Below are 10,679 nucleotides of genomic sequence, written 5' to 3'. Positions count from 1 at the left end.
GTTCTCGGTGAACCCGCCCTTGAGCAGGTGCGGGATGCCGCAGGCGAATTCGACGACCTCCTGGCCGCGGGTGACCTCGCCGAGCGCGTCGGAGAGGACCTTGCCGTGTTCGGCGGTGATGAGGGCGGCCAGTTCCTGTTTGCGGGCGTTGAGCAGTTCCCGGAAGGCGAACAGGATCGAGGTGCGCTTGGCCAGCGAGGTGTCCCGCCAGGCGGGGAAGGCCGCGGCGGCGGCGTCGATGACCGCGCGGGCGTCCTCGACGCTTGCCAACGCCACCTGACCGGTCACCACACCCGTGGCCGGATTCGTCACCGGGGCGGTCCGTTCCGCGGAGCCGGCGAACGACTTGCCGTTCACCCAGTGGTCGATGGTCTGCGGGCGGGTGCTGTTCGTCATGGTGTCGATCCTCGCGCGATGCCCACGCCACCGTCCCCGACGAAGTGTATGCCAAAGCCGCTCTTCTCTTACACTGTGTAAATGCGGCCGACGATCCGTGAGGTGCTGGAGCTGCCGGTGCTGCAGGCCGGCGACCCCGAGGTGATCAACGGCGCCGGCGTGCGGGCGGGCGGCGCCCTGGACCGGTCGATCCGCTGGGTCCACGTCAGCGACCTGCCCGACCTGTCGGACCTGCTCGAGGGCGGCGAACTCGTCCTGACCACCGGGGCGCCGCTGGCCGACCCCGCCCACCGCGGCGACTATCTGGCCGGGTTGTCGGCCGCGGGCGCGGTGGCGGTCGTCATCGAACTCGGCCGCTACCTCGACGGGGTGCCCGACGAGGTGAGGCGCGCGGCGCGGGAGCTGGCCATGCCGGTGGTCGTGCTGCACCGCACGGTGCGCTTCGTCGAGGTCACCGAGCAGGTCCACCGCAGGATCGTCGCCGACCAGTACGCCGAGGTCGACTATGCCCGCCGAGTCCACGATGTGTTCACCGCGCTGAGCATGCGCCGCGCCGACGTCGACGAGATCGTCGGCGCGGCCGCGGGAATGCTGGAGACCCCGGTGGTCCTCGAGGATCTCAACCACCAGGTGCTGGCCTTCGCCGCGCGCGACGTGCCCACACGCGAACTGCTCGGCGATTGGGAACGCCGTTCGCGGCTGGCTTCACCTGGCCCGACATCCGGCCCGACATCAACCCCGGCCGGCTCCTGGGCGGCACGCCCGGTCGGGCCGCACCGCCAGGAATGGGGCCGGCTGGTGGCGCCCCGAGTGCGCGTGGATCCGGCCGGCGAAAGGGCCAGCGAAAAGGCCAGCGAAAAGCCCGGCGAAGAAACCGGCGAAGAGGCCGGCGAGAAGGCCAGCGAGAGGGCCGAAGAAACGACCGGGGACAGGGCATCCGATCGCGTCGGCACCACCCTGGAGCGGGCCGCCCAGGCGCTGGCCCTGCATCGGATGATTGAGCGGGACCGCACCTCGCTGGAGCTGCGTGCCCAGAGCGGCCTGCTCGACGACCTGCGCCGGGGGCGGGTCCGCGACGAGGCCGACGCGACCGCGCGGGCCTACGCCCTGGGACTGCGGCCCGCGCTGACCTATCTCCCGATGGCGGTCCGGCTCAGCGAGACGCCCAACGCCGACGACGTCGTCGTTCAACAGCGCCGGCTGCGCAGTCTGGACGCGGTGGTGCACACCGCCCGCGCGGCCGGGCACACCGTGCTCGCCGCGGGTGGCGAGCACGGGCACATCGACCTTCTCCTGGCGCCCCGCCGTCGTGCGGCGGTCGCGGGGGCGCCCGCCGCTCGGCCGACCGACGAGGAACTGGAGCAGCTGTGCGCCCAGATCCGGCGGGCGGTCGTCAGGGTGGCGGGGGTGTCGGGCTGTGTCGTCGGGGTCGGTCCCGAATCCGGGCTGTTGGTCGAGGCGGCCACGGGTCTCGGCGAAGCCGCACACGTCGCCGAGGTGGCCGCGGCCATGCCGCAGGATTCGGGGCGGTCGTTCTTCCGGATCGCCGACATCCGGCTGCGCGGGCTGGTCACGTTGATCCGCAACGATCCGCGGGTGCAGGCGTTCGCCGAGACCGAACTGCGTGGGCTGCTGCGGCACCGCGCGCGGCTGGGGTCCGACGGCGGCGAGCAGGCGTTCGATCTGCTGCGCAACTTCCTCGACGTCGGCGGCAACAAGACCGAGCTGGCCAAGCGGCTGCACCTGTCCCGGCCGACGCTGTATGCGCGGTTGGCGGGTCTGCAACGGCTGCTCGGCGTGGACCTCGATGACGCGGAGTCGCGCACGTCACTGCACGTCGCCATGTTGATCCTCGAACGATCAGCGGTGCCGGTGGGGTAGCTGTGGTCTGATTGGCCCATGCGGGAGCCGGATCCGGCGGATGCCGAGGAATCGAACACCGAGGAATCCAACACCGGGGGGTCCCACACCGGGGAGTGCCACCCAGAGCGGCGGGCGGTGTCGGCTCGCGGCATCCGGATGCGCGGCCCGTGGGGGCCGGTGTACGGCCCGGTCGATCTCGACGTCGAGGCCGGCGGTGTCACGGTGCTGGTGTGCCCGGCAGGCACCGGTCGCACCGCGCTGCTGATGACCCTGGCCGGACGGATGCGGCCGGACGCCGGCGAGCTGGAGGTCTTCGGCCGGCGCCGGGCCCGGGACATCTTCGCGGCCTCGGCGCTGGCCGGTATCGACGAACTCGACAGCGTGGCCGAATCGGTCACGGTGCAGGACCTGATCACCGAGCAGCTGCGCTGGGACGCCGCGTGGTACCGGATGGTGCGCCGCGCCGGCGAGGCCGACCTCGCCCGGGTATGCGCCCCGGTCTTCGGGGAGCTTCCGCCGCCCCCGCTGGGCGAGTACGTCGAGGAACTCACCGAACTGGACCGGCTGCTGCTGCGGATCGCCCTGGCCAACACCGGCCGGCCCGAGCTGCTCGTGGTCGGCAACCTGGACTACGTCACCAGCGACGCCAACCGCGACGTGCTGGTGGAACGCCTGATTGACCTGGGACGCGGACAGACCGTCGTCACCGCGACGGTCAACGGAGTGGCCGGCCATGCGGTGCGGGCGCAACTGCCCGTGGCCAACACCACCAGAGCCGACCTGGCAACCCAACGGGAGGGGTGAGGCAACCGTGCTGGCCGGAATGTCTTTGGGCACCGATCTCAAGCGCTACTCCCGGGGGGTGCTGCCGCGGGTCGCCCTGGTGACCGTGATCGTGATGCCGCTGCTCTACGGGGCGATGTACCTGTGGGCGTTCTGGAATCCGTTCGCCGAGGTCGACAAGGTGCCGGTGGCGCTGGTCAACGAGGACACCGGGGCGGTGGCACAGGGTCAGGAACTGCACGCCGGCGACGAGATCGCCAGTGCCCTGCTGGATTCCGGTGCGCTGCAGTTGCACGAGGTCTCGGCGCAGGACGCCGCCGCCGGCGTCGCCGACGGCCGGTACTACTTCTCGGTGACCCTGCCGGCGGACTTCAGCGAGGCGATCGCCTCGGCCGGCGGGGGAGACCCCCACCAGGCGCAGCTGCGGTTCACGTTCAACAACGCCAACAACTATCTGGCCTCGGTGATCGGGCAGAACGCGGCCCGCGAGATCCTCACCGAGGTCAACCAGAAGATCGGTGCGCGCTCGGTCGGCACCGTGCTGACCGGTCTGACCGACGCCGGTGCCGGTCTGCGCCAGGCCGCCGACGGCGCGGACCGACTGGCCACCGGGCTCGCCGACGCCGACGACGGCGCCCACCAGCTCGCGGCAGGCGCGCATACCCTCTCGGCCAGCATGACCGTCGCCCGCGACGGCGCCGCGCGGCTCGCGGACGGGGTGCAGCAGGTGACCACGGCGGTCGACACCGCCACCACGCCGCTGCTGAGGTTGCTCGACGACGTCGACGGTCTGGGACTGGACCCCGACGAGGTCAGTGCGGCCGCCGCCCGCCTCAGCGGCGCGGTGAGCGCGACCGCCGACCGCGTCGCCGCACTGAACATCGACCAGAACCTGGCCGCGGCCATCGTCGATCAGGCCGTCAACACGCTGCGGGCCAACCCGGACCCGGTGGTGCGCGATATCGGTGCCTCGCTGGCCGGCGCGCAGCGGCTGCTGCGGGCCCGCGGTATCGATCCGGCCACCGACGAGGGCCTGCTGCGGCTGCGCGACAGCGCCGCCGAGCTGCGGGGCAAGCTCGACGATCCCCACAGCGAACTGCGCACGTTCCTGACCCGGGCGCTCAACGGCGGCCTGCGCGCCGACGTGGTCAAGCTGCGCGACGGTGTCGGGGAACTGAGCTCCGGGGCCGACCGGCTGGCCGGCGGGCTGGTGCAGTTGACCGACGGCAGCAGGCAGCTGGCCGGGGGAGCCGAGCGCCTCGCCGACGGTGCCGGCCAACTGCGCTCCGGCGGCGAGCTGCTGGCCGGAAAGCTGCGTCAGGGCTCCACCCAGGTGCCCGACTGGACCCCGCAGCAACGCACCGAGGTGGCGCACACGCTGTCCGCGCCGGTGGCTCTCGACCTGGTCACCCACAACCCGGCGCCGACGTTCGGCACCGGGTTCGCGCCGTTCTTTCTTCCGCTGGCGTTGTTCATCGGCGCGCTGATCATCTGGATGCTGTTGACCCCGTTGCAGCCTCGGCCCATCATCAACGGGCTCGGTGCGTTGCGGGTGGTGCTGGCCTCCTACTGGCCGGCCCTGTTGATCGCGGTCTGCCAGGTGGTGGTGATGTACGCCGTCGTGCACTTCGGCGTCGGTCTGAAGGCCAGGTACGCGGTGGCGACCGTGGCGTTCCTGGTGCTGGTGGCCGCCGCCTTCCTGGCGATGATCCAGGCGTTCAACGCACTGTTCGGCGTCGCCGTGGGCCGGGTGGTCACGCTGGCGTTCCTGATGTTCCAGCTGGTGTCCGCCGGTGGGATCTACCCGGTGGAGACCACCGCCAGACCGTTCCAGATCCTGCACCCGCTGGACCCGATGACCTACGCCGTCAACGGTCTTCGCGAGCTGACCGTCGGCGGCATCGACTCACGACTGTGGGTGGGTGTGGCGGTGTTGACCTCGGTGCTGGCGGTCTCACTGGCCGCCAGCGCGTGGGCCGCCAGACGAAACCGGCAGTACACCATGGAACGCCTGCACCCACCGATCGAGGTGTAGCGGCGGCTATTCGGCCAGGTTGAACGCCGTGATCACCTTGGTGGGCCGGACCCGGACGACGAGTTCGCCGGGTACCCCGTTGCGCCGCCCGAACTCCTCGGCGCGCTCGGGGCCCATGTAGCGGGCGCCCGCGCGGGTCGCGACGGCCCGCACCTCGCCGGGCTCCTCCGACAGCGAGGCGATGCCCTGCACCTGGACGAAGGAATACGGCGGATGGGGGTCGTCGACACAGATCGTCACCCGCGGGTCGCGGGCCAGCGCCCGCCCCTTCGCGGTGGCCCTGCCGGTGTTGAGCACCAGATCGCCGCCGTCGACGAGGAACCACACCGGCGCCACCAGGGGGCGCCCGTCGGCGGCCACGTAGCCCAGCATCCCGGTCCGGGTGCCGGTGCTGAGGAATTCGATCACCTCTTCGGTCAATAGCTGTCGATGCGTCATGCCGACCACGGTAGAACTGGTCGGCACGGGTGCAGTGATCGTCACCGGAGCGGCGTCGGGAATCGGGCGGGCCTGCGCACGGGCCCTGGTCGCCGACGGGCGCCGGGTGGTGCTGTGGGACATCGCCGACGACGCGCGTCCAAGGCGGGCCGGCTCGGATTGACCCGCTCGATGGCGGCCCAGTTCGGACCGCAGGGCATCCGGGTCAACGCGGTGTGCCCCGGCTTCATCCGCACGCCCATGCTGCCGATCGCCCTCGATGTCGAGGAGGTCCGGGCCGGTTTCGAGAACGCCGCGCCCCTCGGGCGCGTCGGTGAACCCGCGGAGATCGCCGAGGCGGTGGCCTTCCTGATGTCACCGCGGGCGTCGTTCATCACCGGCGCCCACCTCGTCGTCGACGGCGGGGTGACCGCCCGCCGCCCCTGAGCGTTACAGGCGGGCGCGTTCCCGGATCGCCAGGCTGTCGTCGAAGTAGCTGTTGACCCGGCCACGGCCGAACCGGCGCGCCCTCGGTGCCGGGTTGCGCCCCCAGATCCGCAGACCCGAGGTGATTCCCGAGGAGATGGTGGTCGTGATGGTGGTCATCGCCGTTGTCCCTTCGTTCGCCTCCGGCCCGTAGGACCGGCTCACACGAAAGGTATGGATGGGCCCCCGGCCGGGGCACGCGTAGTCGGCTACCCGTCCCGGGGCGGACTCGGGGGCCCGGCCGGGGTCACCGGCGGCGGCACGGTGTCAGCGCGCGAGCTGGCCCTCGTCGAAGAACTCCAGCAGGTACTTACTCTCCTCGATGTCGCCGATCGTGCGGCGGGCCTTGCGGCGGGTGATCAGGATCGCCACGGCGGCCACCGCCCAGATCACGTACTGCACCGTCCAGGCCAGCCGGAACGAGTCGAACGAGTAGCCGCCGGCAGCCCCGATGATCATGCCCATCGACTGCATCACCAGCAGCGAGGCGCAGAAGCCGCCCATGTTGACGATGCCGGTGGCGGTGCCCAGCGTGCGGCTCGGGTTGAACGTGCGGGCGAAGTCGAACCCGACCATCGATCCCGGCCCGCCCACCGAGATCACCACGATCAGCACCACCAGCAGCCACAGCGGCGCCGGGCCGGGCAGCGCCAGCACGATCGTCCAGATCAGGGCATTGCTGGTGATGATGCCCAGCACCACCCGCGACCGTCGGTGCGGATGCCGCCCGGTGACGATGCCGATCAGGATGCCCGAGGAGATCGCCGCGGCCACCGACACGGTCAGCAGCGCGCCCGCGACGGCCCGCGAAAGCCCCTGCGCCTCGGTCAGATACGGCACACCCCACATCAGTGCGAACACCGTGACCGAGAACTGGGTGCCCATGTGGGTGAAGAAGCCGAGCCTGGTGCCGGGACGCATCCACACGGTCTTCAGGCCGGACAGGGTCTCGCGCACGTTCGACGAGTGCACCGCCACCGCGCGGCCGTGCGGGGTGTCGGACACCAGGGCGAGGACCAGAACGATGACCAGCACGCCGAACGCGGTCGCCGACAGATAGGCCGTGCTCCACCCGGCCGCGCCGAGCAGGGCCAGGAAAGGCAGCGCCGAGAGCACCTGGCCCAGCTGGCCGCAGATCCCGGTGAGCTGGGTGACCAGCGGGATCTGGCGTTCGCCGAACCAGTAGGGAACCAGCCGCAGCACGGAGATGAACGTGAAGGCGTCGCCGAGTCCCAGCACGGCGCGGGCGCCGATGGCCAGCGGCAGCGACTCGGTCATCGCCAGGGTCAGCTGCCCGGCGGCCATCAGGGCGCCGCCGGCCACGATCATCGCCCGCGAGCCGAACCGGTCCAGCAGCAGTCCCGCCGGGATCTGTGCGCTGGCGTAGACGATCACCTGCAGCACCACGAACGTCGACAGCATGCCCGGGCTCGCGGTGAAACGGTCGGCGGCGTCGAGCCCGGAGACCCCCAGGGTGGTGCGGTCCATCACGGCCACGACATAGGCCAGAAGTCCGATCGACCACACGATCCAGGGACGCACTGCGGCACGCCTTTCTCCGGTTCTTTCCCGGGCTTGTTTCTCGGGGTTTGTGTGAATGTCAGGTCTTATCCACAGCCGACTTTCAGTGTGCCCGACCAACCGCCGATCCAGGGAATCCTTTTACACCCGTGCGGAGGCGGGATCGCCACCGATGCGCTGGGCCAGCCAGACCGGGATCACCGCCAGCAGAGTCAGGGCTGCGGCCACGACGTTGATGACCGGGGCCTGGTTGGGACGGAACAGGTTGCCGAAGATCCAGATCGGCAGCGTCTGCACGGTGGGCCCGGCGGTGAACGTCGTGACCACGATCTCGTCGAAACTCAGCGCGAACGCCAGGATGGCGCCGGCCACCAGAGCGCCGCGCATCATCGGGAACGTCACGTACCGGAAGGTCTGCCACGACGAGGCTCCCAGGTCGGCGGAGACCTCCTCGAGGCTGGTGCCCAGCCGGCGCAGCCGCGCCTGGGTGTTGTTGAACACGATGACGATGCAGAACGTGGCGTGGCCCACGATCACGGTGGCCAGGCCCAAAGTGATGCCGAGTGCGGAGGTGAACGTCGCGTTCAGTGCGATGCCGGTGACGATGCCGGGCAGCGTGATCGGCAGCACGACAAGGAAACTGACCACCTGCCGGCCGAAGAACGCGTAGCGCTGCACGGCGAACGCGGCCATGGTGCCCAGGACCAGCGCGACGGCCGTGGCCACCAGCCCCACCACCACCGAGTTGGCCAGCGACGTCCACATGCCCTCGCTGTGCCAGGCCGCCCGCCACCACTGCAGCGTGAAACCCGTCGGTGGGAACGCGAAGGTCTTCGACGCGTTGAAGGCGTTGAGGACCACCAGGGCCAGCGGGACGTAGAGGAAGACCAGGACCAGCACGGCCCACGCCCGCGCGCCGAGTCGGACACCGCGGGAGAACATCAGACGTTCTCCAGCGCGCCGGTGCGGCGCATCGCCAGCAGATACAGCACGATCGCGGCCAGCGGGATCAGCGACAGCGCGGCGGCCAGCGGCCGGTTGTTCGCGGTGACCAGCTGGCCGTAGATGATGTTGCCCAGCAACTGGGTCTTGCCGCCGACGATGGTGACGGCGATGTAGTCGCCCATCGACAGCGAGAACGTGAAGATCGACCCCGCGGCGACACCGGGGAACACCATCGGCGCCACCACCGAACGCAGGGTGGTCATGCTGGATGCGCCGAGGTCGGCGCTGGCGTCGATCAGCGCGTCGGGGACCCGGTCGAAGGCGGCGAACACCGGCAGCACCATGTACGGCAGCCACAGGTAGGAGAGCGTCGCCACGGTGGCGACCAGCCCGTAGCCCGGGGTGTAGTGGGTGGCCGAGGCCAGCGGGCCTTCCGGGGCCAGCAGTATCCGCCACGCGTAGGCCTTCACCAGATACGAGGCCCACAGCGGTGTGGTGACCGCGACCACCAGCGCCAGCCGTACCGCGGGCGTGGCGATCTTGGCCATGTACAGGCCCAGTGGAACCGCCAGCACCGCACAGATCGCCGTCACCGCCAGGGCGACGCCCACCGTGCGCAGGGTGGCGGTGCGAAACACCGCCTCGGTGAGCACCCGCACGATGTTCTCGCCGGTGACGGTGCGCACCACGGCCCCGGTGAAGGTGTCGGTGGTCCAGAACGCCGACACCAGCAGCACACCCAGCGACCCCAGGTAGGCCACCACCAGCCACAGCATCGGCGGCGCCAACAGGAACGCCAGTCCCGCCCGGCGCCGCAGCGCCGTACTCACCACGTGCTCACCACGTGCTCACCGGGCGCTTCACCGCCGCTGGCGGCCGGTGCACCGGCTCAGCCCTTCATCTGCTGCCACTTGTCCACCCACTCGTTGTAGGAGGTGCAGTTGTCGCCGCTGCCGTCGACGCACTTGGTCTGCGGCGTGGTCCAGTAGTGGATCTGTTCGGCGTAGGCGGCGTCGGTGGCGTGGTAGGTGGCGCAGAAGTCCTTCTCGGTGGTGAAGTCGCAGGCCTTGGTCTGCGCCGGCGCCTCACCGAAGTACTCGGCGACCTGGGCGTTCACCTCCGGGGAGGTGATCCAGTCCATCCACTCGTACATGCAGTTGGGGTGGGCCGCCTTGGCGGCCACCATCCAGGTGTCCGACCAGCCGGTGGCCCCCTCCTTGGGCAGCACGGTGGTGACCTTGACCTTCTCGTCGGCGTTGATGGTGTTGGCGATCACCTGCCAGCTGGTGCCGATCACCGATGTGCCCGACTCGAAGGCCTGCACCTCCTTGGTGTAGTCCGACCAGTACTCGCCGATGTTCTCCTTCTGCTGGGTGAGCAGATCGGTGGCGGCGTCGAGCTGTTCGCCGGTCAGCGAGTAGGGATCCTTGATGCCGAGCTCCGGTTTGGTCTTCATCAGGTACAGCGCGGCGTCGGCGATGTAGATGGGGGAGTCGTAGGCGGTGACCTTGCCCTTGAATTCCGGGGCGCCCGGGAAGACCGCACCCCACGTGTCGGGGTTGTCGGTGACGACCGCCGGGTTGTACATCAGCAGGTTGGCGCCCCACCCGTGCGGGATCCCGTACATCTGGCCGTCCACGGAGTTCCACGAGCGGTCCTTGAGGAACGGGGCGATGGTGGCGTAGTTGGGGACCAGGTCGGTGTTGACCGGGGCGACGTCGCCGGCGTAGATGAGCCGCAGGGTGGCGTCACCGGACGCCGACACCCCGTCGTACTGGCCGGTGCGCATCAACTGCACCATCTCGTCGGAGGTGTTGCCCAGCTTGACGTTGACCTTGCAGCCGGTCTTCTCCTCGAACGGGCTCACCCAGTCGACGCTGGGGTCGTTGGATCCGTTCTCGGCGTAGCCCGCCCAGGCGATCAGGTTCAGCTGGCCCTCGCCTTCGCCGATCTCGGTGGGGGCCTGCATCTGCGGCGGGGCGCCCGCGGTGCCGCCCGGGCCGTCCGAGCTCGAGCAGGCCGAGACCGATGCGGCGAGTAACGCCGCGCAGGCCGCCGCGGTGACGCCGAGGCGTCGCATCGGGTGTCTCATGGGATCCTCTCTCTTGCACACCTTTTATCTCGCCTTCTACCACTCTTTTTTAGTTCTTTGTTCTCTGTCGTTCTCTATCAATATTACTCTCATGTATCTATACTAGTTTTTCGCATTCTCCCAATTCTTCAATTGTCTTCT

12 protein-coding genes are annotated in these 10,679 nt (G+C 69.9%); 5 read left to right on the top strand and 7 right to left on the bottom strand.

The window, feature by feature from the left end:
- Window positions 1-396: aldehyde dehydrogenase family protein (locus CSR00_RS28110; protein WP_141564511.1), on the bottom strand; the 396-nt coding region annotated here is incomplete at its 3' end.
- Between the two features lie 81 nt (window positions 397-477).
- Here CSR00_RS28110 and CSR00_RS28105 point away from each other — a divergent pair.
- The 3 genes from CSR00_RS28105 to CSR00_RS28095 all read left to right on the top strand — a co-directional run bounded on the left by CSR00_RS28105 (window position 478) and on the right by CSR00_RS28095 (window position 5,077).
- Window positions 478-2,277 carry a PucR family transcriptional regulator gene (locus CSR00_RS28105; RefSeq protein ID WP_099025658.1) on the top strand — a complete coding sequence of 600 codons (1,800 nt, stop codon included), beginning with the start codon at window positions 478-480 and terminating at the stop codon, window positions 2,275-2,277.
- A gap of 138 nt (window positions 2,278-2,415) precedes the next feature.
- Complete coding sequence (locus tag CSR00_RS28100) at window positions 2,416-3,063, top strand: ATP-binding cassette domain-containing protein (RefSeq protein ID WP_099025662.1); 648 nt, start codon at window positions 2,416-2,418, stop codon at window positions 3,061-3,063.
- Window positions 3,064-3,082: 19 nt separating this feature from the next.
- Window positions 3,083-5,077 (top strand): YhgE/Pip domain-containing protein, encoded by a 1,995-nt coding sequence (locus CSR00_RS28095; RefSeq protein ID WP_099025661.1) that lies wholly within the window; start codon window positions 3,083-3,085, stop codon window positions 5,075-5,077.
- A gap of 6 nt (window positions 5,078-5,083) precedes the next feature.
- On the opposite strand, the gene CSR00_RS28090 is transcribed toward CSR00_RS28095, so the two are convergent.
- The gene (locus CSR00_RS28090; protein ID WP_099025660.1) at window positions 5,084-5,515 is read right to left on the bottom strand and encodes a PPOX class F420-dependent oxidoreductase; all 432 of its coding nucleotides are present in this window, start codon (window positions 5,513-5,515) and stop codon (window positions 5,084-5,086) included.
- Here CSR00_RS28090 and CSR00_RS31450 point away from each other — a divergent pair.
- Complete coding sequence (locus CSR00_RS31450) at window positions 5,514-5,678, top strand: SDR family NAD(P)-dependent oxidoreductase (protein WP_245906683.1); 165 nt, start codon at window positions 5,514-5,516, stop codon at window positions 5,676-5,678. The two genes, CSR00_RS28090 and CSR00_RS31450, sit on opposite strands and share 2 nt — an antisense overlap.
- 8 nt (window positions 5,679-5,686) lie before the next feature.
- Window positions 5,687-5,941, top strand: coding sequence for an SDR family oxidoreductase (locus tag CSR00_RS31445; RefSeq protein WP_245906681.1), 255 nt, complete (start codon window positions 5,687-5,689; stop codon window positions 5,939-5,941).
- Between the two features lie 3 nt (window positions 5,942-5,944).
- Here CSR00_RS31445 and CSR00_RS30905 read toward each other — a convergent pair whose 3' ends face one another.
- From CSR00_RS30905 to CSR00_RS28065, 5 genes are all read right to left on the bottom strand, one after another.
- Window positions 5,945-6,100 (bottom strand): hypothetical protein, encoded by a 156-nt coding sequence (locus CSR00_RS30905; protein ID WP_176562307.1) that lies wholly within the window; start codon window positions 6,098-6,100, stop codon window positions 5,945-5,947.
- Window positions 6,101-6,247: 147 nt separating this feature from the next.
- A complete protein-coding gene (locus CSR00_RS28080) occupies window positions 6,248-7,522 on the bottom strand; it encodes an MFS transporter (RefSeq protein ID WP_099025657.1) in 1,275 nt (424 codons plus the stop codon).
- A gap of 120 nt (window positions 7,523-7,642) precedes the next feature.
- The gene (locus CSR00_RS28075) at window positions 7,643-8,443 is read right to left on the bottom strand and encodes an ABC transporter permease (RefSeq protein ID WP_099025656.1); all 801 of its coding nucleotides are present in this window, start codon (window positions 8,441-8,443) and stop codon (window positions 7,643-7,645) included.
- Window positions 8,443-9,222 carry an ABC transporter permease gene (locus CSR00_RS28070; protein WP_099025659.1) on the bottom strand — a complete coding sequence of 260 codons (780 nt, stop codon included), beginning with the start codon at window positions 9,220-9,222 and terminating at the stop codon, window positions 8,443-8,445. Before CSR00_RS28070 ends, CSR00_RS28075 begins: the two co-directional genes overlap by 1 nt.
- Window positions 9,223-9,335: 113 nt before the next feature.
- Window positions 9,336-10,538: an ABC transporter substrate-binding protein gene (locus CSR00_RS28065; protein WP_099025655.1), complete on the bottom strand. Its 1,203-nt coding sequence runs from the start codon at window positions 10,536-10,538 to the stop codon at window positions 9,336-9,338.
- Window positions 10,539-10,679 lie beyond the last annotated feature (141 nt).

It is taken from the genome of Mycolicibacterium palauense (assembly GCF_002592005.1).
Lineage (GTDB): Bacteria > Actinomycetota > Actinomycetes > Mycobacteriales > Mycobacteriaceae > Mycobacterium > Mycobacterium palauense.
This window is presented reverse-complemented; position numbering and strand designations above follow the sequence as displayed.